The 24,478-nt window shown below is 61.4% G+C and carries 28 protein-coding genes and 1 tRNA gene; 10 read left to right on the top strand and 19 right to left on the bottom strand.

Going from position 1 to position 24,478, the window contains the following annotated elements; genetic code table 11:
- Positions 1-20: 20 nt before the first annotated feature.
- Positions 21-2,138: a TonB-dependent receptor family protein gene (locus B9N88_RS26520; RefSeq protein ID WP_027607303.1), complete on the bottom strand. Its 2,118-nt coding sequence runs from the start codon at positions 2,136-2,138 to the stop codon at positions 21-23.
- Between the two features lie 240 nt (positions 2,139-2,378).
- On the opposite strand from B9N88_RS26520, the gene B9N88_RS32720 reads away from it, so the two are divergent.
- The 3 genes from B9N88_RS32720 to B9N88_RS32715 all read left to right on the top strand — a co-directional run bounded on the left by B9N88_RS32720 (position 2,379) and on the right by B9N88_RS32715 (position 3,739).
- Complete coding sequence (locus B9N88_RS32720) at positions 2,379-2,537, top strand: hypothetical protein (RefSeq protein ID WP_162844266.1); 159 nt, start codon at positions 2,379-2,381, stop codon at positions 2,535-2,537.
- A gap of 4 nt (positions 2,538-2,541) precedes the next feature.
- Complete coding sequence (locus tag B9N88_RS26515) at positions 2,542-3,168, top strand: helix-turn-helix domain-containing protein (RefSeq protein WP_027607305.1); 627 nt, start codon at positions 2,542-2,544, stop codon at positions 3,166-3,168.
- Between the two features lie 64 nt (positions 3,169-3,232).
- On the top strand, positions 3,233-3,739 hold the full coding sequence (locus B9N88_RS32715; protein ID WP_027607306.1) for a hypothetical protein: 507 nt from the start codon (positions 3,233-3,235) through the stop codon (positions 3,737-3,739).
- 253 nt (positions 3,740-3,992) lie between these two features.
- Here B9N88_RS32715 and B9N88_RS26505 read toward each other — a convergent pair whose 3' ends face one another.
- From B9N88_RS26505 to B9N88_RS26470, 8 genes are all read right to left on the bottom strand, one after another.
- Entirely contained in the window at positions 3,993-4,262 is a 270-nt protein-coding gene (locus tag B9N88_RS26505; protein WP_027607307.1) for a hypothetical protein, read from the bottom strand.
- A 124-nt stretch (positions 4,263-4,386) separates the two neighbouring features.
- The gene (locus B9N88_RS26500; protein WP_027607308.1) at positions 4,387-5,136 is read right to left on the bottom strand and encodes a hypothetical protein; all 750 of its coding nucleotides are present in this window, start codon (positions 5,134-5,136) and stop codon (positions 4,387-4,389) included.
- Positions 5,137-5,637: 501 nt separating this feature from the next.
- On the bottom strand, positions 5,638-6,270 hold the full coding sequence (locus tag B9N88_RS26495; RefSeq protein WP_027607309.1) for a hypothetical protein: 633 nt from the start codon (positions 6,268-6,270) through the stop codon (positions 5,638-5,640).
- A gap of 101 nt (positions 6,271-6,371) precedes the next feature.
- Positions 6,372-6,656 (bottom strand): hypothetical protein, encoded by a 285-nt coding sequence (locus tag B9N88_RS26490; RefSeq protein ID WP_027607310.1) that lies wholly within the window; start codon positions 6,654-6,656, stop codon positions 6,372-6,374.
- 30 nt (positions 6,657-6,686) lie between these two features.
- Positions 6,687-7,583 (bottom strand): hypothetical protein, encoded by an 897-nt coding sequence (locus tag B9N88_RS26485; protein WP_027607311.1) that lies wholly within the window; start codon positions 7,581-7,583, stop codon positions 6,687-6,689.
- A 312-nt stretch (positions 7,584-7,895) separates the two neighbouring features.
- The gene (locus B9N88_RS33020; protein ID WP_223841603.1) at positions 7,896-8,459 is read right to left on the bottom strand and encodes a hypothetical protein; all 564 of its coding nucleotides are present in this window, start codon (positions 8,457-8,459) and stop codon (positions 7,896-7,898) included.
- A complete protein-coding gene (locus B9N88_RS26475) occupies positions 8,456-8,653 on the bottom strand; it encodes a hypothetical protein (RefSeq protein WP_139202111.1) in 198 nt (65 codons plus the stop codon). The genes B9N88_RS33020 and B9N88_RS26475 overlap by 4 nt, the downstream gene beginning before the upstream one ends.
- Positions 8,654-8,755: 102 nt before the next feature.
- Positions 8,756-8,846, bottom strand: a tRNA-Ser gene (locus tag B9N88_RS26470).
- Between the two features lie 152 nt (positions 8,847-8,998).
- On the opposite strand from B9N88_RS26470, the gene B9N88_RS26465 reads away from it, so the two are divergent.
- Positions 8,999-9,670, top strand: coding sequence for a Bax inhibitor-1/YccA family protein (locus B9N88_RS26465; RefSeq protein ID WP_027607314.1), 672 nt, complete (start codon positions 8,999-9,001; stop codon positions 9,668-9,670).
- 63 nt (positions 9,671-9,733) lie between these two features.
- On the opposite strand, the gene murB is transcribed toward B9N88_RS26465, so the two are convergent.
- The 8 genes from murB to B9N88_RS26425 form a co-directional block, all read right to left on the bottom strand.
- The gene (gene murB / locus B9N88_RS26460) at positions 9,734-10,753 is read right to left on the bottom strand and encodes a UDP-N-acetylmuramate dehydrogenase (RefSeq protein WP_027607315.1); all 1,020 of its coding nucleotides are present in this window, start codon (positions 10,751-10,753) and stop codon (positions 9,734-9,736) included.
- Positions 10,750-11,214, bottom strand: coding sequence for a low molecular weight protein-tyrosine-phosphatase (locus B9N88_RS26455; RefSeq protein ID WP_027607316.1), 465 nt, complete (start codon positions 11,212-11,214; stop codon positions 10,750-10,752). Before B9N88_RS26455 ends, murB begins: the two co-directional genes overlap by 4 nt.
- Entirely contained in the window at positions 11,214-11,978 is a 765-nt protein-coding gene (gene kdsB, locus B9N88_RS26450) for a 3-deoxy-manno-octulosonate cytidylyltransferase (RefSeq protein ID WP_027607317.1), read from the bottom strand. The genes B9N88_RS26455 and kdsB overlap by 1 nt, the downstream gene beginning before the upstream one ends.
- Positions 11,975-12,160 carry a Trm112 family protein gene (locus B9N88_RS26445; protein WP_003174668.1) on the bottom strand — a complete coding sequence of 62 codons (186 nt, stop codon included), beginning with the start codon at positions 12,158-12,160 and terminating at the stop codon, positions 11,975-11,977. The genes kdsB and B9N88_RS26445 overlap by 4 nt, the downstream gene beginning before the upstream one ends.
- A 23-nt stretch (positions 12,161-12,183) precedes the next feature.
- Positions 12,184-13,194, bottom strand: coding sequence for a tetraacyldisaccharide 4'-kinase (gene lpxK, locus B9N88_RS26440; protein ID WP_027607318.1), 1,011 nt, complete (start codon positions 13,192-13,194; stop codon positions 12,184-12,186).
- Positions 13,194-13,622 carry an ExbD/TolR family protein gene (locus tag B9N88_RS26435; RefSeq protein ID WP_027607319.1) on the bottom strand — a complete coding sequence of 143 codons (429 nt, stop codon included), beginning with the start codon at positions 13,620-13,622 and terminating at the stop codon, positions 13,194-13,196. Before B9N88_RS26435 ends, lpxK begins: the two co-directional genes overlap by 1 nt.
- A complete protein-coding gene (locus B9N88_RS26430; protein WP_027607320.1) occupies positions 13,619-14,254 on the bottom strand; it encodes a MotA/TolQ/ExbB proton channel family protein in 636 nt (211 codons plus the stop codon). Before B9N88_RS26430 ends, B9N88_RS26435 begins: the two co-directional genes overlap by 4 nt.
- A gap of 109 nt (positions 14,255-14,363) precedes the next feature.
- The gene (locus tag B9N88_RS26425; protein WP_027607321.1) at positions 14,364-16,589 is read right to left on the bottom strand and encodes a ComEC/Rec2 family competence protein; all 2,226 of its coding nucleotides are present in this window, start codon (positions 16,587-16,589) and stop codon (positions 14,364-14,366) included.
- Positions 16,590-16,724: 135 nt separating this feature from the next.
- Here B9N88_RS26425 and B9N88_RS26420 point away from each other — a divergent pair, with 135 nt between their 5' ends.
- The gene (locus B9N88_RS26420; protein ID WP_027607322.1) at positions 16,725-17,240 is read left to right on the top strand and encodes a DUF2062 domain-containing protein; all 516 of its coding nucleotides are present in this window, start codon (positions 16,725-16,727) and stop codon (positions 17,238-17,240) included.
- Between the two features lie 3 nt (positions 17,241-17,243).
- Here the strand turns inward: B9N88_RS26420 and B9N88_RS26415 are convergent, their stop codons facing one another.
- Both B9N88_RS26415 and B9N88_RS26410 read right to left on the bottom strand, forming a co-directional pair.
- Complete coding sequence (locus B9N88_RS26415; protein ID WP_043293730.1) at positions 17,244-18,611, bottom strand: sensor histidine kinase; 1,368 nt, start codon at positions 18,609-18,611, stop codon at positions 17,244-17,246.
- Positions 18,601-19,329, bottom strand: coding sequence for a response regulator transcription factor (locus B9N88_RS26410; protein ID WP_027607324.1), 729 nt, complete (start codon positions 19,327-19,329; stop codon positions 18,601-18,603). The genes B9N88_RS26415 and B9N88_RS26410 overlap by 11 nt, the downstream gene beginning before the upstream one ends.
- A 205-nt stretch (positions 19,330-19,534) precedes the next feature.
- On the opposite strand from B9N88_RS26410, the gene B9N88_RS26405 reads away from it, so the two are divergent.
- The 5 genes from B9N88_RS26405 to B9N88_RS33395 all read left to right on the top strand — a co-directional run.
- Positions 19,535-22,288, top strand: coding sequence for a response regulator (locus B9N88_RS26405; protein ID WP_027607325.1), 2,754 nt, complete (start codon positions 19,535-19,537; stop codon positions 22,286-22,288).
- Positions 22,289-22,311: 23 nt separating this feature from the next.
- Entirely contained in the window at positions 22,312-23,301 is a 990-nt protein-coding gene (locus B9N88_RS26400) for a 2-hydroxyacid dehydrogenase (protein ID WP_027607326.1), read from the top strand.
- 71 nt (positions 23,302-23,372) lie between these two features.
- Entirely contained in the window at positions 23,373-23,813 is a 441-nt protein-coding gene (locus B9N88_RS26395; protein WP_027607327.1) for a hypothetical protein, read from the top strand.
- Positions 23,810-24,214: an META domain-containing protein gene (locus B9N88_RS26390; protein ID WP_027607328.1), complete on the top strand. Its 405-nt coding sequence runs from the start codon at positions 23,810-23,812 to the stop codon at positions 24,212-24,214. The genes B9N88_RS26395 and B9N88_RS26390 overlap by 4 nt, the downstream gene beginning before the upstream one ends.
- Positions 24,215-24,349: 135 nt before the next feature.
- The coding region (locus B9N88_RS33395) for a helix-turn-helix domain-containing protein (RefSeq protein ID WP_371918179.1) at positions 24,350-24,478 on the top strand (129 nt) is incomplete at its 3' end.

Raw genomic sequence — 24,478 nt, 5'->3', positions numbered from 1 at the left:
GCAGGTAACTGTGTGTCCTCTTAGCGCCAGCTCCATGAGACACCGGTGTAGATCCCGCGGCCATCGGCCGGGGTTGAGCGTGCGACATCCAGGCCCTTGTCGTCGTAGCCCGGCGTGACGGTGTTGGCGTAGCGACGGTTGGTGAGGTTGCGCAGGTCGACCCAGGCTTGCCAGTCCTGCTTGGGTGCGTCGTAGCCGAAGGTCGCGCCCAGAAGGGTGTAGGACGCGGCGTAATAGGAATTGGCGTAGTCCACCGCCACCCGTGAGGAATACTCGGTATTGAGGCCGGTGTAGAAACCCGTCGGGTGGCTATAGCGCAGTTGCGCCTGATAGTAGTGCTGGGGGATGCCCGGCAAGCGGTTGCCGCCGAAACGGTCGTCGTCGCGGTAGTGGAAGTCGCTGAAGGTATAGGCTTGGCGCAGGTCGAGCTTACCGCTGCGGCCACCGTCCCACAGCGGGCTGAGCAGGCCCAGTTCCACGCCCTGGTGCACCGTGGGGCTGGCGTTGGATTCGGCGACGATGGCATTGCTGGTCGAGGTCTGGGCCTGGGTTTCCACGGTGAGCAGTTCATGGCGCACTTCGGAACGGTACAGCGCCAGGTCCCACTGGCCGAGCCATGCTTCGCCACGGCCACCGATTTCCAGGGTGGTGGCGGTCTGGTTTTTCAGGCTGACGCCTTCGCGCTGTAATCCAGTGGCCGGGCCGCTGCCCGCTGGAAAGTACTTGTTGGAACCCCAGATCATCGACCACGCATGCGGCGGCTCGACCGAGCGGCTCAGGTTGCCGTACACCTGCAGCTGCGGAGTGAAGTCATAGCGCAGGCCGATGCGCGGTGCGTAGTCCCAGTCATGCTGGCTGAGCGGCGCCTGGCCTTCGGGATAGGTGACCTGGGTTTCACGGCGGGTGTAGATCGCGGCCAGGCCGGTGGTCAGCCACAAGTCCTGGACCAGCTCCAGGTCGTTGCCGATATGCAGCACGGTGTCGGAGCCCAGGTAGCTGTAGTCGCGGGTCTTGGTGCCGGGGGTATAGGTTGCGGTGTTGCCGGCCGGCGTGCGCACGTATTCCGACGTGCCGTTGTTGGGCATCGCCTGGGTGGTGCGCAGGCCGAGGGTGGTTTTGCTGTCGTGGCCGAACAGCGTGTCCTGGCGGATGTAATTCAGGGTGCTGCTGATATCGGTGTAGGCCACCTTGAGACGGTTGGTGCCTTCGCGCAGGTCCATCGGGTAATCGTGATAGGCCAGCCCGACTTCCAGGCGCGAATTGTCGTCCAACTGCAAGGTGGTCTTGTTGGCGATCCAGGTGGAACCCGGTTGCAGGCGCTTGGAATCGCGGGCAACGTTGAGACTGTTGGCGGCACGCGGGTCGTGGCTGATCTGGGCGCGGGTGAGTTTGCCGGGGGTGTCGTTGGTGGTTTCGCGGTAGCGGAAATAAAAGCGGGTTTCCAGGTCCGGGTTGAAGCGGTAGCCGAAGTTGGCGGCCATGCCCTTGCCGGTGGCGGCGCTCTGGCGCTGGTAGCCGTCGGATTCCGAGTCGGTGAGGCTGAAGTAGTAGTCGGCATCCCCCAGCACCTGGCCAGAACTGATCTCGCGCTGGGCATAGCCACGGCTGCCGGCTTCGTAGCGCACTTGCAGCTTGGGCGCATCGTAGCCGGTATGGGTCACGTAGTTGACCGCGCCGCCCAGGGCCAACGCGCCTTGATCAAAACCGTTGGCGCCACGCAGCACCTCGACGCGGCTTTGCCACAGCGGGTCCTTGAGTTCATAAGGGGTGCCGCCGGGGCCGGTCAGCGGCAAGCCATCGAACATCTCATAGAGCCCGGAGGCGTGGGCTCCTGGGCTGCGGTTCAAGCCCGAACCGCGAATGGACAGCTTCCCCCCTTCGTTATTCGCCGCCTTGGCATACACACCCGGCTGGTACTTGAACACGTCTTCATTGGTACTCACCCGCCCCTGCTGCACGCTGCTCATGTCGATGTAATTGGTGGCGCCGGGCACGCTCTTGAGCTGCGCCTGGGCCACTTCGCCGGCGCCGGCCTCGGGCGTGGTGACTTCGACCGGTGCCAATTGCAGGTCTTCGGCGTGCACCAGGGAGCTAAAGGTCAGGGCGGCAAACAGGAACGGAGGTGGGCGCAGCAGCATGGGCGGATCCTTGGAATTCGGGGGCGTGAAAGGCTGGGCCGTCACGCGAACAGTGATGGGAAGACAACGATGCCCGCCAAGTCACGCCTTGATAACGGACCAGACGCTTCCCACAACAGCGTCGGACCGGATTTATTTTTTAAGTCCAAAATCGAATTAATACATGCAAACTCAGTATTTAAAGAAATAACCAGTACCCATTACTGTGGAGCCATCGAGTCACCTACGAGATCGCCTCCCATGCCTGCATCCGCCACCGTCATCGACTTTACCCTCCACCGCAAACGCCGCCAGGCACGTGCTGCGGCCGAGTTGATGTGGGCGATGTACGCAGCGCGCGCAGGGTTGGCGGTGTTTACCACCCACGCCGCAACGCCCAGCGATACACGCCGGGCGTAGGCCAATGAATTTCCTGCATGTGATTCCCGAACCGCCCGAACCGCTGCCCAAGCCCAACACCGATGACGATGTGATCAGCCTGTGCGTGGCGCATAACCTGCAACGCCTGCGCAGCAAACGGTACTTGTCACTGGACGCCCTGGCACGCGCCTGCGGCGTGAGCCGGGCAATGCTGGCGCAGATCGAATCCGGGCGCAGCGTGCCGTCGATCAAGGTGTTGTGCAAAATTGCCAAGGGCTTGAAGGTGTCGGTGGCGGCGTTCCTGGAAGATCGCGCGTTCGAAGGAGTGGAAGTGTTGCCGGCGCAGCAGAGCAAGCGCCTGGTGAGTGCCGATGGCGCGTTTATCAGCCGCGCATTGTTTCCCTACGATACGGCACGCCAGTCCGAGTTCTACGAGATTCGCCTGCGGGCACTCGGCGAGGAAGTCTCCCAAGGCCACGGGCCGGGCATCCAGGAAAACCTGGTGGTGGCCCAAGGCGTACTGGAAGTCAGCGTCAATGACGAGCGCTACCTGCTGTCCACCGGCGATTCAATCCTGTTCTACGCCGACCAGCCCCACCGCTACCGCAACCCGGCGGACAGCGAAGCCGTGGCGTTCCTGGTGATCACCTACCCCGAGCGGCTGGATTAATCACGGCAAAAAAAACGCCCCGACTTATCGGGGCGTTTATTCATCGCGCGGGACCTGTCAGCAGGTGCAGCACATCATCGGCATGCCGTTGCAGCTCATCATCATGGGCATGGCGCAGTCGTTCATCATTTTGTTCATGAGCATGCAGCAGTTGTTCATCATGTCCATGCTCATGCCCGGCATCGGCATCATTTTGCACATCATGCCGTCGGCCATCATGGTGCATTCCATGACGCACTTCATCATGGGCATGGGCATGCCCATCATCGGCATCATGTTCATGCCGGTCATCATGGCCATGGCGTCCGCCGACATGCACATCATCGACAGGTTGGCGCACTGCATCATCATCGGCATGCCGCAGTTCATCATCATCGCCATCATTTCGGCATTGGTCTTGAACTGGGCCATGTCCATGCCGGCTGCCGGCTTCATGGTGCACATCATGGCGTCAGCGGCCATTTCGCATTTCATGGTGGCCATCATCATCGGCATGCCCATCATCGGCATCATTGGCATGGAGGTGTTCATCGGCATCTGCATTGCATTCATCATGTTCGAAACTCCGTAATCGACAGGAAATGGCTAGGTTCTGGCGCCGATTCTAGAGAGACCTGAAGGCTGCGCAAGACGCCGGCAGAGCAGCAGGAACGGGTGTTCCCAGGCACGCTTAGTCGAACAAGACAGCGGTATTTGGCGTAATAACAGTTATTAGGACGCTATTGCGTTACTTATCTCCGTTACCTGGCGGATATGGACGTCATGGATATTCGATTGAGGAATCTCGTCCAATCTTAAGGAAATAAACGGTCTAACGGATGAGCCTAGCCGTCGGGCTTTTCCAGCGACTGCATCAATTCATCGGCCTCCGACCCCGGTGGCAACCTGAACCCATGCATTTCATCAGCGGCCAGAATTTCATCCAGGGCGGCGAGCAACTGCGCCTCTGTCGGCGAGTCTCGCAGCAATTTATGCGCGGGCAGCAACAGCTCAGAGGGGACGCCGTGAACGCTCGCGGCGTCGATCACAGCGAAAAGGATAAAGCGCAGGCGTATTTCGCGGTCCGTCGGCCAAGCCGTTTTTCGCTTACCCAAGGTAGGGCCTCGTTTTTTCAGAAAAATCCGAGGCTATTGCGCACAGGGAGGTGTTTCAAGCATCGGAATGCAAGATAGGCCGCTTCCTACATCCAAAGGAGAAACAGCATACCGAACAACCCAATTACTGCACCGGCAGGAAATTCATCAACAACAGGCTTTGTGCATAGTTAAGCCCAATACGGCGGTAGCGTTCGTCGAGCATCTGGGTCAACAGGTCCAGACGCGCAACAATCTTGCCGAACTCGACGGCGAAACTCAGGTTGCTGCCCTCCTCCGAGATCTCGTTGGAAAACAGGAGCAGGACACCGTTTGCATCCTGGCGCTTGCTGAGCAGCCAGGTGGCCTTCTCGATATTGCGCGCGGCATTGCTGACGAACTGCGGGTTGATCGAGTCGGTAATGTAGAACTCGGTACGCCCACCGTGGGCGGTCACGATCATACTGCCGATGGCATAGATAAACGCCCCGACCCGGTCGCCCTGAAACTCAGGGCTCAAGGAGTAGCTCAGCGCTGCCAGGTCGCGACGCTCCCCGAGGGCGGGCAATGAGCGGCGCTGCTCAATGGCCAGGCGGATCTCCCGCGCAGCGCTCACCGCATCCGGATAACCCGACTGGCGCCACTGGTTGGGGTTGCGCAAATAGAGCTTGTTCATGAGCAAATACAGGCTTTGCAAGTTGTCGCGCATGCCCAGGGTCGCCATGCGATCGACACTGGTCTGGAAGAATTCATCGGGTTTGCCATCGCTGAACTGCTTGGCGATGTCCCGCCCCTGCTGCTGGGTGCAGCCACTGGCGCAGAGTATCAACACCACGGCCAGCCACAGGGGCCGAGGCACTCGTCGAGTCTTGAATAAAAGTAACGTGCGATCCATCGGCACCCGATCTGGTTCTTTTGCCCACGCGGGAAATCGGCAGGGCTGGGACAAGGATAGATTGGATAAATGAAAAAAAGTGCGATGGGCTGGGCAGATAGTTGTAAGCAGAGCCTGCCGGGGGACTGAATCGGCCCAATCGTGAAAGATTCGTTTCAGGGCCTATACTCAATGGAACAGTTGCGAGTGTTGTTGGCGATCCAGGGAGGATCTACATCGCGCACGGCACTTCCCCACGCAGCTGTACAGGAGGGTCGCACAGATGAAACATCCCATTCGAGCTCAGATTTTTGTCCAGGTGATTTGCCTGCTATCGGTGGCTCAGCTTTTCTGCTGAGCCATGGTTCACTGCCTTTAAGATCAGCTGCGCGTGTGGCTGGGGCAGGTTTCGCCCTGTATTTGGGCCCATCAACTTAAATGCCATTGCTGCCGCAGTAGAGTTCGCGCGGGTTTCAAGCGCGGACGGCCCGACACTACGAGTCTGGTATTAACGCGAATGTTTCATTTATCCAGATTCACCAGTTCGTGCATCCGCGCCCCTATCATTCCCCGCAACCACTCAGCATGAAACGCCATTTCGTCCAGAGAGATCCCCTCACCCAACCGATATTCGAAAACCTTGTCCTTGGGTCCCTGACCCACGAGGTGGAAATGCCCATGGCGATCAAACCGGGCGAGGACGTAGGGGCAGACGTAAATGATGTTGCTGAATGGCACCCGCACTTCGTAGGGCCCGCGGCCACGACGGATAACCGTGAGGCTGAGCAGTTGCTGGTTTTCATCGAACGTAAAGGCCTCCACATGAGGCGTAGAGGCCATCCAGGCAAACATCGCACCGATGAGCACTGCGGTACCGAGCATGAACAGGATGAGCGCCGACGTCGTAAAACTCGATTCAGCGCTGGCCGGCGTGCCCTGCAGCGCTCCGAGCCCGGCCAGGAGCAACATCACCAGCCCGTAGCCCGGCAACAGCATCAGTAGCGCAATGTAGAACCCCAGGATCCCCCGACCACTGCCGCCAACGCTCGGTAGATCCGGGCCGTAATACCAGGTGGGTGGGTGCGCGACAGGGCTTGCAGCGCTTGGCGCTCCGGGAAGCGTGGCGACAAGGTGAGGTGGGTCTTGACGGTTCATCCAACGGGCTCCAGGGGTTGCAGCGTTCAATAATGGGCGAAAAGCCAGGAACCTTCGCGTTCCCCTCAAACCGTTAGTTGGACGCCCGCCTAAGGGCGGCCTTACTTGAGCAGGGCAATCACCGCGCAGACAATCATGATCGCCAGCGCCGGCCACTGCATGGGCATGAAAAAGAAGTGATGGCGCACGCCATCTTCATGCACCTGCCGATTCAGGACAAAGCCCAGCACGGTGTTGATGGCCGAGCCAATCCCCACCCCCATCAACAGTTGCATCAGTGAGGTATTGCCGGGTTTGACGCTGGGGTCGGGCCACACCCCCATCAGCAACAACACCATGGCCACCGGCGTGAACAGTGTCAGCCAGCCTGCGCCGCGATAGATCATCGTTTAATCCTCATGAATGACACGATTGGCTCAAGCCGGCTCGCGTGCTTGCTCTTCAGCCGCAAACACGGCATCGAGTGTGTTGAGGAACAGGTCGTGGCTCAGAATGCCGGTGGCGATGGTCGACAACACGGGTTTGCCGCTCTCGTCCTTGATCACCACCTTTTCGGTCCAGGCGTTAAGGTCGACGGTACGCAGCGACGACATCGGCACCTTGCGCCCCTGGTATTCGAGAAAATCCTGGCTCACCACAATCGGCGTCGTGGTGATTTTGAGGAAGTTGCCGCTGACACGCTTGCCCCAGACCTGCCCGGAGCTGATGCAATTAAACCTGACTGCCCCACCCGACTCCAGCGTCGCCAGCACCCCCGGCAGACGTGCACGTACGTGCAGCTCACGGACCAACTGCTGGAAATCGTGAAAACCCTTGAGGCTCTCGATCACTCGATGAAACGGCTCGGAGGCATTACGACGGTAAGCCACGTTGGTGATCATGCCGGTCAGCACGGTTTGCCCGGAGCCGAACAGATACAGGTCATCAATCTCGGCAAAGGCGGTGTATTCGCGCTGATCGTTGATGATGCGCTCGATGCCATGCTCATACACGTCGTAAAGCGGCGCACGCAGTTTCCTGTGCCAGGCGTAAGCGGCAAATACACCCAGCCCGAGAACCGCCAGCAAAGCGCTGGTGGCGTAAATCAAGGTATGGGGGCTGCTGAAGCTGAAGGCCATGCCACGGGACGTCTGGAGGCTGACCGGCCCTTCATTGCCCGGTGGCAGGATCGTGCCCAGATACAACACAAACCCGGCGAGACCTAACAACACAACGCCAAATATCAAACTGAAAATCAGAAAACCCTTGCCGTGACGGAAACTGGCGATCAGTTCGCCGGTGGCGGAAGGCGCTTGGGAGGGGGATGACTGCATAACGCTTGCGTCCTTGTAATGGGGTTGCGCGCACCGCTGTTTATGCGGGGACGATTGAACCCTGCCGTCATTGGGCGGGCTTGGCACGGCAGGTTGGAACATGGCCCATTAACATCGTTCCCTGCGCATATGGGTTAATGCCAACGGGTTCACAACGTTCGCGACATTGGGGCCGGAAACACGAAAGCCCCGCTAAGGCGGGGCTTTCGTTTAAGTCCTGGCGGGAAACCACGCCTGGGACCCTCGTCATCTTTCGGACAATGCAGCGCTTGTTTCACCAGCTGGCAAAAGACGTCCCCGGACGTGGAATCATTATCGGGCTTGGCGAAGCACAAGCTCCGACAGACGGGTCTTAACTCGGAAGCAGAACTCACGAATTTGAAATTGATAAGCCGGCATAACCATGTAGTTTAAATCGGGACCCAATGAGTCTTTAATTTCCATGTATTTGGCAGTCTTGGCAGCAATGGCCTGGTATTGCGCCTCGTATTTATCGTAAGACGCTTTGTTGTAGACCTTTAAAACATCCAGTTCTTTACGGCATTGCTCAGCGCGATTTTGGTTCAAATTTGTTTCTGTTTCTGACTGAGCAGACTCCAGAGAAGCTGCTTTCGGGGCGTCAGCACTGGCGTTCACAGGTGCAGCCTCGTATCGCACAGTCCACTTTTCTGGGGTCGAAGGTGCGACCTCAGGCGGTGCTTCCTGGACGACGGCAGGAGGTGGAGTCACATCAGGTTTTTCGGGAGTTTTCGTAGCGCATCCAGAGAGGGCAAGCCCTACCACTACAACGATGCCACACATTTTATCCATCGGTTCCACCAAGAGGTAATTACGGATGGCTGAGTCGTTAGGTTCTGGGTAAAAGTAATAACTCATTCAATGATCGAGTGTAATTTTTCTACCAGCCTCAAGGCGCTCAGCCTCTCTTCCTTGAGTGCGCAGATGAACGATAGTAGTAAAAAAATAAAAAGATGACGAGCAAAAGCTGGCTGGAAAAACCACGAATTAAATGAGCCAGTGGAAGTGGCTTCAATTGCTTGATTCAGGTCCCGGGCTGCATCGGCAATCATCAGTATTGGCTGCGCGAGTCTGCTACAGGGCACAGTAAGCAGAAGATCGCCAAACCCCAGAAACACAAAAGCCCCGCTTTCGCGAGGCTTTCGTTTGAATCTTGGCGGGAAACCAGGGATTCGAACCCTGGGAACGCTATTAACGTTCGCCGGTTTTCAAGACCGGTGCATTCAACCACTCTGCCAATTTCCCTTGTGCATCACAGGATTAGGATAGCCCATCCTGTCTCAGCGGGCGCCATAATACCCGAATGAAACACACTGTCAAACTCTCGCCATCGCTTGTTACAGAGCGTCTGTTATGATCTTTGCGACTGAACGTTTCAAAACCGAAGGAGTGTCGCCATGCGCGAACAGAATTACGCAGTGAATGGTAACGCGCAGGCTGAGCAGCTTGAAGTCAGCCGCGTGTTGCGCAACACCTATGGACTGCTCGCCCTTACCCTCGCATTCAGCGGCTTAATGGCGTTCGTGGCCCAGCAGATGCACGTCGGCTACCCGAATATCTTTGTCGTACTGATCGGTTTCTATGGCCTGTTCTTCCTGACCAACAAGCTGCGTGACTCGGCCTGGGGCCTGGTGTCGGCGTTTGCCTTGACCGGTTTCATGGGCTTTATCCTCGGCCCGATCCTCAACCGTTACCTCGGCATGGCCGGTGGTGCGGAAGTGGTCAGCTCGGCGTTTGCCATGACCGCCCTGGTGTTTGGTGGTCTGTCGGCCTACGTGCTGGTCACCCGCAAGGACATGAGCTTCCTGGGTGGTTTCATCACCGCGGGCTTCTTCGTGTTGCTGGCAGCGGTGGTGGCGGGCATGTTCTTCCAGATCAGCGGCCTGCAACTGGCGATCAGCGCGGGTTTTGTGCTGTTCTCCTCCGTGTGCATCCTGTTCCAGACCAGCGCCATCATCCACGGCGGTGAGCGCAACTACATCATGGCGACCGTAAGCCTGTATGTGTCGATCTACAACCTGTTTATCAGCCTGTTGCAGATCTTCGGCATCATGAGCCGCGACGACTGATTTACTTGTTGCATAAAAAATGCCCCGTATCGAAAGATGCGGGGCATTTTTGTTTTCACTGCATTAGTACTGGTTGGGTTCCATTTCCAGCTCGACCTTGAAACGCTGGGCGATGTCGCGCTGGATACGCTGGGCCAGGTTGGCAATATCGTGCCCTGTGGCGCCGCCATAGTTGACCAGCACCAGCGCCTGCAGGACATGCACGCCGGCATCGCCGTCACGAAAGCCCTTCCAGCCGGCCTTGTCGATCAGCCAGCCAGCGGCCAGCTTCATCTGCCCATCCGCCTGCGGGTAAGCCACCAGGTCCGGATACTGCGCCTGTAACTCTTCAGCCAGGGCCTTGGACACCAGCGGGTTCTTGAAGAAGCTGCCGGCATTGCCAAGCACTGCCGGGTCGGGCAATTTTTCGCTACGGATACTGCAAATCGCGCGACTGACATCGCTCGGTGTCGCCTCGGTGATCCCCTGCCCTGCCAGGCGCTGCTGCACTGGGCCGTAGTCGAGCTTGAGGCGGCTGGCGCGACTCAGGGCGAAGCGTACCCGCAGGATCAGCCAGCGCCCGGTTTCGTGCTTGAACAGGCTGTCGCGGTAGGCAAAGTTGCATTCTTCCAGGCTGAAGTCACGCAACTCGCCCGTCTGGCGATCGAGGGCGGTCAAGCCGGCAAAGACGTCCTTGATCTCCACGCCGTAGGCACCGATGTTCTGCATGGGGGCAGCACCGACGGTGCCGGGGATCAGGCTGAGGTTTTCCAGGCCGCAGAAGCCCTGCTCCAGGGTCCACAGTACAAACGGGTGCCAGGCTTCGCCGGCTTCGGCTTCGACCACCACCTGCATGCCATCATCCTGAAGCACCCGAATGCCCTGGGTGGCCATACGCAACACCAGGGCAGGAATGTCCTGGGTCAGCAGCAAGTTGCTGCCACCGCCAATCACCAGCAAGGGCAACGCCTGGGTCGACGCATAGGCCAGTGCCTCGCGCACATCGGCGTCACTGCGGGCCTCGGCGAAGAGTTGGGCACGCACATCAATGCCAAAGCTATTGAATGGCTTGAGCGACACCTGCGTCCGCACTTGCAAGGTCATAACCGTCCCTTCAATTCGATCACCAGTAAATCGCACGCCCGCTCGATCAGGTCCAGGACCCGTTCGAAGCCTTGTTCACCTTCGTAGTAGGGATCCGGCACCTCGTCCACTTCAGCCTCATAGCGGCGCAGGAACAGGTCCAGCTCCGCCTTGCCCTGGCCGGGCTGCATGGCCTTGAGGTTGCGCAGGTTGCTGTGGTCCATGGCCAGGATCAGGTCGTAGCGCGCAAAGTCGGCGCGGGAGACCTGCCGGGCCCGCTGGGCCGACAAATCGTAGCCGCGCACCAGCGCCGCACGTTGGCTGCGCGGGTCCGGCGGGTTGCCGACATGCCATTCGCCGGTGCCGGCGGACGCAACATCGACCTGCCCCGCCAGCCCGGCTTCGCGCAATTTATGGCGCAGTACGCCCTCGGCGGTGGGCGAGCGGCAGATATTGCCCAGGCAGACAAACAGAACCTCCATCAGGCCCCCAGCAGGCGACGGACGCGCTCAAGGTCTTCCGGGGTATCGACACCCGCAGGCGGTGCTTCCAAGGCGTCCCCCACGTGGATACGTACACCGTGCCAGAGGGCTCGGAGCTGCTCCAGGGATTCGGTGTTTTCCAACCAGCAAGGCCCCCAACTGACGAAGTCATGCAGGAAACCGGCACGGTAGGCGTAGATGCCGATATGGCGACGGTACGGCACGCCTTGCGGCAACAGGTCAGGGTTCCTGGCGAAGGCATCACGCGCCCAGGGCAAGGTCGAACGGCTGAAAGTCAGCGCCAGGCCGTTGACATCACTGACCACCTTGACCACGTTCGGGTTGAACAGGGTGTCGATGTCTTCAATCGGCTCGGCCAGGGTCGCCATACGCGCTTCACCATGGGCGGCCAGGTTGGCGGCCACCTGGTCGATCACGCCCGGCGGGATCAACGGCTCGTCACCTTGCACATTGACGACGATGGCGTCGGGCGCCAGGCCCAACTGCGTGGCCACTTCGGCCAGGCGATCGGTGCCGGAGTTGTGATCTTCACGGGTCAGCACCGCTTCGGCGCCGAACCCTTTGCAGGCTTCGATGATGCGCGGGTCATCAGTGGCCACCACGACACGCTCAGCGCTGCTTTTGCAGGCCTGCTCCCACACCAGCTGGATCATCGGCTTGCTGCCGATCAGTTGCAGTGGCTTGCCCGGCAGGCGTGTCGAGGCGTAGCGGGAAGGAATGACAACGGTAAAGGCTGTGGTCATTTATCCAGGCGCTCGTCGGTGGTCAGGGTGCGGGCTTCGCTTTCCAGCATCACCGGGATGCCATCACGGATCGGGTACGCCAGGCCGGCGCCCTTGCTGATCAGCTCGGTTTTATCGGCGCTGAGCTTGAGCGGGCCTTTGCAGATCGGGCAAGCGAGGATGTCGAGCAGTTTGGTGTCCATGAGTGTTTCCTGGATAGCAGCGTTTAAGGCAAAAGACGGGCGGGCAGCAGACGCATCAGCTGCGTGTCGAACCAGGCGACGAACGCCGGCGACGGCACCGCATCCACCGCAAGGTACCACCAGTCGGGCTGGGCAAAGGCGCGGCACTTCACCGCGTCCTTCTCGGTCATGACCAGTGGCAATGACGGGGTAAAATTCAAGACCTCGGCGCTGTAGGGCGCGTGGTCGGCAAAAACATGGGGAATCGGCTGCCAGTGTAGCGTTTCAAGGGTGTTGAAGAAACGTTGTGGATTACCGATACCGGCGACCGCATGTACCTGCTGCCCCTCAGGAAAGTACGCCAGCGACTGGCGCTCGCCGCTGTGCAGGTTGACCAGTGCGGTAGGTTGCAGGCGAAACCCAAAGCCATCGTCGCGATCCGAGCCGGCACCGTTGTAGAGCAGCGCATCCACACTGTGCAAACGCTCAACCGGTTCGCGCAATGGCCCCGCCGGCAGGCAACGGCGATTGCCCAGGCCCCGGGCGGCGTCGATCAGCACCAGTTCCAGGTCACGGGCCAGGCGGTAGTGTTGCAGCCCGTCGTCGGAGAGGATCAGGTCGAGGGTCTCGCTGGCAAGCAGGGCCTGCACCGCACGACTGCGATCGGGATCGATCATCAGCGGCACGCCGCAGCGCTGCACGATCAGCAAAGGCTCGTCGCCCGCCACAGTGGCGCTGTGGCTCGCCTCGACGCGCCATGGCAACTGCGGCGGCTTGGCGCCATATCCGCGGCTGACCACACCGACGCGCAGGCCACTGCGTCGGCAGTGTTCGATCAACCACAGGATCAACGGCGTCTTGCCGGTGCCGCCCACGGTGATATTACCGACCACCACCACCGGCACCGGCGATTGATAGATCTCGCCCTCTCCCGCCAGGAACCGCGCGCGCTTGCGCTGCACCACCCGGCGATACAAAGACTCCAGTGGCCGCAACAACGCCAGCGCCGGATGGCCCTCGTACCAGGCCTTGAGCAAACGATCGGACATGGCCATCAGGGTTGGCTCGCCGCCTCGACAGTGCTCATGCGCAGATGGCTGAAACCGAGCTTGCCGGCGGCGTCCATCGCCGTGATCACGGCCTGGTGCTGGGTCTTGCCATCGGCACTGATGGACAACGGCATCTTGGTATCGCCGCCGGACTCTTTCTCCAGGGCCGCCATGAGGCTGGCGAGGTCGTTTTTCTCCAGCACCTGGTTATTCACCGAAAACGCCCCGTCGGCGCTGATGGCGATGTCCAGTTGCTTGACTTCCTGGTCTTCGGCCGGCGAACCACTCACGGCTTCCGGCAGGTCGACGCGCAGTTCGGTCTGCCGGGTGAAGGTGGTGGTGACGACAAAAAACAGCAGCAGGATAAACACCACGTCGATCAACGACGCGAGGTTGATGTCGACATTTTCCCGTTGCTTGCGGCGAAATTTCACGCTTTGCCCCCAACCAGGTCCACATCACGGTCGCCCTGCACCACTTCCACCAGCTTGATGGCTTCCTGCTCCATACCGACCACCAGTTCATCGATGCGCCGCTGCAGGAAACGGTGGAAGAACACCGAAGGAATACCGACCATCAGGCCCGCCGCCGTGGTAATCAGGGCCTTGGAGATACCGCCGGCCAGCACGGCCGCGTTGGTGGTCATGCCCGAGCCCATGAACGAGCTGAAAATATCGATCATGCCCAGTACCGTCCCCAGCAAGCCGAGCAACGGCGCCATGGCTGCGATGGTGCCGAGGGCGTTGATATAGCGCTCAAGTTCATGGATGACCCGGGCGGCGGCCTCTTCGATGCACTCCTTCATGATCTCGCGACCATGCTTGGAATTGGCCAGGCCGGCGGCGAGGATCTCACCCAGGGGCGAGTTGGCGCGCAGTTCCTTGAGTTTGTCCTTGTCCAGTTGCTTGTTCTTGATCCAGCTCCAGACCTGCCCCAGCAGATGCTCGGGGGTGACGCGACTGGCGCGCAGGGTCCACAAACGTTCGGCAACGATGCCGAGTGCGGCGATGGAGCTCAGGATGATGGGCAACATCATCCAGCCGCCAGATTTGACCAATTCCCACACAGTGAATGTCCCCTCGAAAAAGTGCGCCACTTTACCATATAGGTTCGGCGGCGGGGTTCGTCGGCCATGGACCCGTCTGTCCCAGGCGCCGGTCTTTGGCATGGCCGGCTCAGGGTAACGTTTCGCGCCAAAAACGGCGTTGACTACGCGCAACAGTCGGTGGCTGGAAAGCCCCTAATTGCACACGCACCGCGCCCTGCTCGGCACTGTCGTATATCTGGCTGCCCAGTCGCTGGTAGCGCTCTACTACCTGCGGGTGAGGATGGCCGAACGCATTGCCACGCCCACGGGAAATCAGCACCGACGTGGGCGCCAGCCGCTGTAGAAAAGGCCACGACGACGAACTGCGGCTGCCATGGTGAGGCGATTGCAGCCAATCGGTGCGCACTGCCAGCGAAGACGCGAGAAATGCTCGCTCGGCAGCCCGATCAATATCCCCCGTGAGCAGCAGCCGCTCACCATTGGCCTGGACCTGCAGAACACAGGACTTGGGATTGCCATCAATCGCATCAGGCCACTGCCACAGCTCGAATGCCACACCGTCCCACTCCCACCGTTCGCCGCTGACACAGGGCTGGGTGGCGAGAAACCCGGGCAACCCCTCGGTTTCACCGCCCACGACACGCCGGATCGGCAACCCTCGGGCCACAGCCGACGCCCCACCGGCATGATCGGCGTCGGCGTGGCTCAGCAGCATCATATCCAGCGTCCCGACGCCGAGTTTTTTCAACGCAGGCACTACCACACGGGCACCAAGGTCAACCGTCCCCGAACGCGGGCCGGCATCGTAGAGCAACGTGTGATGGCGGGTACGCAGGATCAAGGCCTGACCTTGCCCGACATCCAGTTGCACCACCTCCACCCGCCCATGGGGCACGAGCTCGCGGGGTGGAAACACGGCCAACAACAGCAGCGGCAAGCCCAGGGGCCGAAACGGCACGCCGCTGGGCAGCAGTAACAGCACCGCGCCGACCAGGCTGATCAGCCAGTAACCCAGGGGCACCTCGGCCGGTATCCAGGCAGGCATTAGCCCAGCGAGCCATGCCAAGCTCCGGAACAACCCGTCAAGCGCCCCACCCGCCAGCCACAACAAGCCCTCACCCGCATACGGCAGCGGCAACAATGCGCTCCCCAGCAAGGCCAGGGGCAACACCACCAGGCTGATCCACGGCACGGCAACCAGGTTGGCCAGCGGCGCACTGACGCTGACGGGCAAGCCGAGCACCAGCAACACAGGAAACAGACCAACGGCAATCAAGCACTGAGGACGTGTCCATGCCTGCCAGACACTCCACGGCCCCAACCGCCCACCAAATCCCAGGACCAGCACCGCGACAGCCATGAAGGACAGCCAGAATCCGGGTTGCAGGCTGGCCAGTGGCTCCAGGATCAGCACGCCATTGAGTGCCAGCAACAACGGCCACCAGAAGCCCAGATGACGAAAGCGCAGGCGCCACAACAACACCAGCCCCACCATGACGCAGGCCCGTTGCACCGGCACGCCAAACCCTGCCAGCAGGCCGTACCCCAGCGCGGCGGCAAACGCCAGGCCGCACGCCCAAGGCAGCCACGGCCAGGTACGGGGCCAGCAGCCGTAGCGTGCAAGTAGCGCGACCAAGCCGTAGATCAACCCCGCCAGCAAGCCAATGTGCTGGCCGGAAATCACCAGCAGGTGCACCGTGCCAGTGTCCTGCAACACCTGCCAGTCTTCGGCCGCCAGCCCGGAGCCATCCCCCAGCACCAAAGCCGCCAGGCCCGCCTCGCGGCCTTGGGCGTCCACCGCCATCAGGCGTTGGCGGACCGTGTCACGCCAGGCATGACGCGCCGGCGCCAGGCGCTCACCATCCTTCACCGAGCCGGTGGCGCCAATGCGCTGGGCCAGCAGCCAGGCCTCCTGATCGAAACCGTGAAAATTGAGCAGCCCGGCAGGCCGTTTCAGCGTCACGGCCAGACGCCAGCGCTCGCCACTGCGTACCGGCGGCCCGCCGTGCCAAAACACCCGGATGCGCTTGGGCAACCGGGCGTTGCGCGCCTGGCTGTCGGCCAGCTCAAAACGCACGCCCGTCCCTGTCTGCTGCGGTAACCCGGTTACACGGCCTTCCAGCCATCGCGTCTGGCCATCCAGCACCGGCCGTAGTCGATCATCCAGCGCCCACTGCGCACTGATGCAGGCCCAGCTCAAGCCCAGCAGGAAAAATGCCAGTGGCGACGTACGAAAGGGCAATAGCATCAATGCCAGCACCAACATGGCTATCAGCCACCCCGTCGACGGCAACGCCGGTAAAAAACGCAAGGCAAGCAACCCCAGCGCGAGCGCGAACATCCCTGTCTTCATGAACCATCCTTTTCAAGTGATCCACTCAGTCTTAGACGAGGGCCCAGCGTGTCCTATGATGTTTTGTCACAAAGTCTGAATTTTCTGTTTATAGAATGCGGGCATACTTGCCCCTCGAACTGACCTGGACCCCCTATGCCTCGGCGCTTATTCAAACGGTACATGCCCGACCCCACCAGTATCAGGGAACACAAGTCATTACAGTTTCTTGGCACGTTGCTGCACGACCCGAACCTCTGGCACCTGAACCGGCACTCCGTGGCACGCGCCATGGCCGTGGGTTTGTTCGCGGCGTTTATCCCGATCCCGTTGCAGATGCTGCTGGCGGCAGTGCTGGCGATCACCGTGCGCGGCAATATGCCCATCGCCATCAGCCTGGTATGGCTGACCAACCCGATCACCATGCCGGTGGTGTTCATCTGCACCTACATGACCGGCGCCTGGCTGATGAATGTGCCACCGCGCAGCCTGCCCGACGACCTGACCTGGGAATGGATCAGCGGCCAGTTGAGCACGCTGTGGCAGCCCTTCCTGCTGGGTTCGGTGGTGTTGGGGCTGGTGCTGGGCGCACTGGCCTACTGCCTGACCATGGGGTACTGGCGCTGGTGGGTCGCGCACCAATGGAAAAAGCGCAAGCAGCGCCGAGGCTGAGACCTATCGCGCCGGCAACCGCAGGTGCACACGCAGGCCCTGGCCGGTATTTTCCGCCCACAGGCTGCCGTCCTGGCGTTGCACGGCATTGCGCGCGATGCTCAGGCCCAGCCCGAAGCCACCATCGCCGGGCCTCGAACCGTCCAGCCGCGTAAACGGCGCAAAGATTCGCTCCAGATCCTGCTCATCGATTCCCCCGCCCTGGTCTTCCAACCAAAGGTGCCAATACTCCCCCTCGCGGCATCCATCCAGGCACACGATCCCCTGCGCCGGGGAATGGCGTATGGCGTTGCGCAGGATATTCTCCAGGGCCTGGGCCAGGGCATTCAGGTTGCCCCGCACCCAACTGTCGGCGCCCAGAAGGCAGGGCAGCCGCGATGCCGGCCAACCGCTTTCAAAGCACGCGTTCTCGCGCAGCATGTCCCACAGCGCCTGCACCTGAATATCTTCTTTGGGCAGCGGCGCCCGCTCGGTATCCAGCCAGGCCAGTTGCAGACTGTCTTCCACCAGGCGCTGCATGGCGTCGATCTCCCGCCCCAGCCGCTCACGCAGGCGCGCAAGATCCTGCTCACTGTCACAGGCCACCCGCAAACGGCTCAAGGGCGTGCGCAGTTCATGGGACATGTCCCTTAACAGCTGCTGTTGCAGCATCACCGTACCCTGCAAGCGCTCGGACATATGATCAAACGCGCGCCCCAGCTCGCCCAATTCGTCCTGGCGGCTGGTGGCGTCGTGGGACATCCGCGTATTCAACTGATCGGCACGCCATGCGTTGGCCTGCTCGCGCAGTTGATTGAGGGGCATGATCAGCAACCGATAGAGGCCGATGCACAGCAACAAGGTAAAAAGGCCGGGAATCACGCCGTTGGTCAGCACCCGCCAGAACAGTTGGTAGCGCCCCGGCATAAAGCGCTGCGGCAGTTCAATCACCAGCGAACCGGCGCCCGGATCCACCGCAAACGGGATCTTCAACCACGGCAACCCCTTGACGTGGCGGCTGACCGGCCAGTCCAGGCCCCGCAGGAAGGTCAGGCGCTGGCTTTCCGTATCGGTCAGCGGGTAGCTGCTCAACGACTGCAAGTCATTGCCGATCACCCCGACCCACGTGCTTTCGCGCTTGCCCATTGCCTGCAGCCACGCATCGACGCCGGCATTGCCGCCCTGGTTCCAGGCCTGCTCGGCGCCTGCCGCATAACCACTCAAGGTGCTCCTGGCCTCATCGGACAGGTAGGCGTTCTTTTGCTCCATGTACCGACCCCAGGACCAACTGAGCCAGATCATCAGCAAACAGAAGGCGATCAGCAGGCAGGCGAGCTTCCAGAATAACGAGTGCCTGCCCGGCAGCCGTTTCAGCGATGCCTCAAAGCCCATCGTCGTGACCGCTCAGCACATAGCCCTTGCCCCACACCGTGCGCACCTCACGCTCGGTGTAGCCGATGGCCTTGAGCTTGCGGCGGATCTGGCTGATATGCATGTCGAGGCTGCGATCATGGGGCGCATAACCCCGTTGCAACACGTGCTGGTAGAGGAAGGCTTTGCTGAGGACTTCTTCAGCGTTGCGATGCAGGGTTTCCAGCAGGCGGTATTCGCTACGGGTCAGGCCCGCCCAGCGCTCCTGATGAAAAACATCGCACAGCTCATCATCGAAACGCAGCGTGCGGGTGTCCTCGCGCACGGGCGCAAGCGTCGGCAACGGGCGCCGATCCAGGGCCACCCGACGCAGGATGGCTTCGATACGCACGCGCAGCTCAACCATGCTGAAGGGCTTGGGCAGGTAATCATCGGCCCCCAGGCGAAAACCGCTGACGCGATCGGTTTCAGCGCCCAGGGCCGACATCAGGATCACCGGAATCGAATGGCTCCGGCGCAAATGGGTGAGGATCGACAAGCCATCCAGGCCCGGCAGCAGAATATCCATCAACACCACGTCGAATGCCTGGTCGCGCGCCATCTCCAGGCCCTGCTGACCGTTCTGGCACCAGGTGACCTGGAAGCCACAGCGCCCCAAATGCTCGTGCACATAGGCACCCAGCACGGGGTCATCTTCAATTGTGAGGATACGGGGTAGGCCAACTGCCGCGGGATTCATTAGCGTCTGCAAGTCATTCTCAATCACTGATTATTCAAGATAACCCCGCCGCAGGCAATCGCCACACGGCGTCCAACGGCCCGAAGATTGCCCTCTGTCATTAATTTGCAAGATTCCAGGCCGCGCAAATGGCTACACTGCGCAGGTGGCGCGGGCCGGATGCCGGCGCGGAAGATTGATATCAGTGTGGTAGCAGGAGAGTGGCGTGCTTAAAAGAATGGGGATAAAAGGCCGCGTACTGTTGCTGACCTTATTACCGACCAGCCTGATGGCCTTGTTGTTGGGGGGTTACTTCACCTGGATGCAGCTCTCGGAGTTACAGGCCCAGTTGCTGCAACGCGGCGAAATGATCGCCGAGCAGCTGGCGCCCCTGGTGGCCCCCGCCATGGGCAGCAGGAACACCGACCTGCTGGAGCGTATCGCCACCCAATCCCTGGAACAGACGGACGTGCGCACCGTGGCATTCCTGGCGCCGGACCGCACGCCCCTGGCCCACGCCGGCCCGACCATGCTCAACCAGCCGCCGGTCGGCAACAGCTCCCACCTGCTGCAACGCACCGGCAACGACGCCACGCGCTACCTGCTGCCGGTGTTTGGTCGCCATCGCAACCTGGCGGGCGATTTGATCCCCGATGAAGCCGATCGCCTGCTCGGCTGGGTCGAGGTGGAGTTGTCCCACAACGGCATGTTGCTGCGCGGCTATCGCAGCCTGTTCGCCAGCCTGCTGCTGATTGCCATCGGCCTGATCTGCACTGCGGCCCTGGCCTTGCGCATCAGCCGTACGATCAACGCGCCGATTGGCCTGATCAAGCAAGCGGTGGCCCAACTCAAGGACGGCAACCTGGAAACCCGCCTGCCACCCTTGGGCAGCCAGGAGCTGGATCAACTCGCATCGGGCATCAACCGCATGGCCGAAACCCTGCAAAATGCCCGGGAAGAATTGCAGCACAGCATCGACCAGGCCACCGAAGACGTGCGCCAGAACCTGGAAACCATCGAGATCCAGAACATCGAGCTGGACCTGGCGCGCAAGGAGGCCCTGGAGGCCAGCCGCATCAAGTCCGAGTTCCTGGCGAACATGAGCCATGAAATCCGCACGCCGCTCAACGGCATACTCGGCTTTACCCACCTGCTGCAAAAAAGCGAGCTGACCCCGCGCCAGTTGGACTACCTGGGCACCATCGAAAAATCCGCCGACAACCTGCTGGGCATCATCAACGAAATCCTCGATTTCTCGAAGATCGAGGCCGGCAAGCTGGTGCTCGACAGTATCCCGTTCAACCTGCGGGATCTGCTGCAAGACACCCTCACCATCCTCGCTCCCGCCGCCCATGCCAAGCAACTGGAACTGGTCAGCCTGGTGTACCGCGACACGCCGCTGGCGCTGGTGGGCGACCCGCTGCGGCTCAAGCAGATCCTCACCAACCTGATCAGCAATGCGATCAAGTTCACCCGCGAAGGCACCATCGTGGCCCGGGCGATGATCGAGGACGAGCAGGAAGACAGCGTGCAACTGCGCATCAGCGTGCAGGACACCGGCATCGGCCTGTCCAGCCAGGACGTGCGGGCGTTGTTCCAGGCGTTCAGCCAGGCCGACAATTCACTGTCGCGCCAGCCCGGCGGCACGGGGCTGGGCCTGGTGATTTCCAAGCGCCTGATCGAACAAATGGGCGGTGAAATCGGCGTCGACAGCACGCCGGGCGAAGGCTCTGAATTCTGGATCAGCCTGAACCTGCCCAAGACCCGCGACGACGTCGAAGACCTGCCCTGCGCGCCGTTGCTGGGCCATCGCGTGGCGGTACTGGAAAACCACGACCTGGCGCGCCAGGCCCTGCAACACCAATTGGAAGACTGTGGCCTGGAAGTGACGCCGTTCAATACCCTGGAAAGCCTGACCAACGGCATCACCAGCGCTCACCAGACCGAGCAGGCCATCGACCTCGCGGTACTCGGGGTGACCGCCAACGATATTCCGCCCGAGCGCCTCAACCAGCACCTGTGGGACCTCGAACACCTGGGCTGCAAAGTGCTGGTGCTGTGCCCCACCACCGAACAGATGCTGTTCAACGAGTCGGTACCCAACCCCAACAGCCAGTTGCAGGCCAAGCCGGCGTGTACCCGCAAGCTGCGCCGTGCCCTGTCCGACCTGATCAGCCCGCGGCCGTCCCGCAGTGAACCGGGCGAGCCGCTATCCAGCCGTGCGCCGCGCGTACTGTGTGTCGATGACAACCCGGCAAACCTGCTGTTGGTGCAGACCCTGCTGGAAGACATGGGCGCGCAGGTCCGTGCAGTGGAAAGCGGCTACGCGGCGGTCGACGCGGTGAAACAGGACACCTTCGACCTGGTGCTGATGGACGTGCAGATGCCGGGCATGGACGGACGTCAGAGCACCGAGGCGATCCGCCAGTGGGAAAGCGAGCGCCATGGCACGCCCTTGCCGGTGGTCGCCCTCACCGCCCATGCCATGGCCAACGAGAAGCGCGCCTTGCTGCAAAGCGGTATGGACGATTACCTGACCAAACCCATCAGCGAACGGCAACTGGCCCAGGTGGTGCTGAAATGGACCGGCTTGGCCCTGCGCAACCAGGTGCCGGAGCGCGCCGTCGAAGGCCTGGGCCCCGGGGTGCAATTGCCGGTGCTGGACCACGAGGAAGGCCTGCGCCTGGCCGCCGGCAAGACCGATCTGGCGGCCGACATGCTGGCCATGCTGCTGGCCTCCCTGGAAGCCGACCGCCAGGCCATTCACGTCGCCCGCGAGGCCAAGGACAACCTGGCCCTCATCGAACGCGTCCACCGCCTGCACGGCGCCACCCGCTACTGTGGCGTGCCGCAACTGCGCGCCGCCTGCCAGCGCGCCGAAACCCTGCTCAAGCAGGACGACGCCAAGGCCGTGACCGCGCTGGACGAGCTGGACATGGCCATTGCACGGCTGGCCAGTGAAGCGCGGGTCAGCGCCTGAATTCATCAAAAAGGAAGCCTTTGATGCGCGTGATTCTTTTCAGCAGCCAGACCTACGACCGCGACAGTTTCCTCGGCGAGCCCTTGCCGCACGGCCTGGAACTGCAATTCCAACCCGCCCGGCTCAACCTCGACACCGTCGCCCTGGCCGAACACCACGAGGTGGTCTGCGCCTTTATCAACGACGACCTCAGTGCCCCGGTGCTGGAACACCTGGCCAAGGGCGGCACGCGGTTGATCGCGTTGCGTTCGGCCGGCTACAACCATGTGGACCTGCCTGCCGCCAAACGCCTGGGCCTGACCATCGTGCGCGTCCCGGCCTATTCGCCCCATGCGATCGCCGAACACGCGGTGGCCCTGATCCTCGCCCTCAACCGCCGCCTGCATCGCGCCTACAACCGCACCCGCGACGGCGATTTCAGCCTGCATGGCCTCACCGGCTTCGACCTGGTGGGCAGGACCGTCGGCGTGGTCGGCACCGGCCAGATCGGCGCCACGTTCGCCAGGATCATGACGGGCTTCGGTTGCCGGCTGCTCGCCTACGACCCGTTCCCCAACCCGCAGGTCCAGGCCCTCGGCGCTGACTATGTGAGCCTGCCTGAGCTCTTGGCCCAGGCGCAGATCATCAGCCTGCACTGCCCGCTGACCGCCGACAGCAAGCACCTGATCAATGCGCACTCCCTGGCGCGGATGCAACCCGGCGTCATGCTGATCAACACCGGTCGCGGCGGCCTGGTCGACACGCCGGCGCTGATCGAAGCACTCAAGGACGGCCAGCTCGGCTACCTGGGGCTGGATGTGTACGAGGAGGAAGCCCAGCTGTTTTTCGAGGACCGCTCCGACCTGCCCCTGCAAGACGATGTGCTCGCGCGCCTGCTGACCTTCCCCAACGTGATCGTCACCGCACACCAGGCGTTCCTTACCCGCGAAGCCCTGGCGGCGATTGCCGGCACCACATTGGCCAATATTGCGGCATGGGCCGATGGCCGGGCGCAGAACCTCGTCGAAGGATGATCAGCGGTCACATACCAGGCTCATGATCAGCAGGCACCCGTGATAGGATGCCGCGCCTATTTGGAGGATCCATGGCCGAACACGATTTCCGCTTCAGCTTGCTGAGCCCGCAACACACCCTGATCGAATGCCGTGCCCTGGTGCCGGGCCGTTACCAGGTCACCGGCAACGGTGGCTCGATCAAGCACGACGACGTGCTGATCGTCACCCTGCGCGGCAGTAAAACCTTGTCCATGCGCCTTACCGTCGAAGGTGACGCGCGCTACTCCATCCGCCCTGCCGGCCAGTGGGTCGCCATGGCCCGCGGGCCGAAGTTCGGCGAGCTGGAGATTCACACCTGGAAGGTCAACTGCGACAGCTGCGACACCGTGCTGGAGTTTGAATTCGCGGTGGAAACCAAGCTGACCAAGGAGCCGCTGCAACCGGCCGCCAACGCGCGCATTGCCGAGTTGGGCTGGGCCAGCGAAGGCGACAAGCACCGTTGCCCGAAATGCCAGAAGGCCGGGCAATGAAAGGCCTGCTTCTGCTCGCCGCCGTCGGTGCGGCCCTGAGTGGCTGCGCCGGTGACGCGGCCAAGCTCAAGCAGGATCACAGCTACGTGGTGGAGTGGATTGGTGAGCGGCCGTTGATGGATTACGCACACCTGACCGTCACCCTCGGCGCCGATGGGCGTGCCTACGGCAACGGCGGTTGCAACCACTGGTTCGCGCCGTACACCCTTGAGGGCGACAAACTCAGCTTCGGCAAGCTCGGCAGCACCCGCAAGCTCTGCGCCGAGGCCCTGATGGAGCAGGAACAGCGCTTCTTCCAGGCCCTGCAAGGCGTACAGCGCTGGGACATCTCGCCGATCGAGCAGACCCGCTTCTGGCCGGCCGAAGGCAAGCCGATTCGCCTGTGGCTCGAAGAGGGCTGATTCCACCGATCTACAGGTTGGTGAGATTTAAATGTGGGAGGGGGCTTGCCCCGGTACAAACCGGGGACATCGTTTACATTTCTAACCGGGGACATGGTTTACAGGCTAATACGCATGATCAGGAGGTAACTGATCATGCCCTGGAACCAAGAGTCCCCCATGAATCAAAGAATCAAGCTGGTAGCTGATTGGCTTTCTGGCAACTTCACTAAAAGTCAGTTGGCACGCCGCTTTGACGTTAGCCGACCTACCGTCGATAAGTGG

Source organism: Pseudomonas sp. LAMO17WK12:I1 (assembly GCF_900177315.1).
Taxonomy (GTDB): Bacteria; Pseudomonadota; Gammaproteobacteria; order Pseudomonadales; family Pseudomonadaceae; genus Aquipseudomonas; species Aquipseudomonas marginalis.
This window is presented reverse-complemented; position numbering and strand designations above follow the sequence as displayed.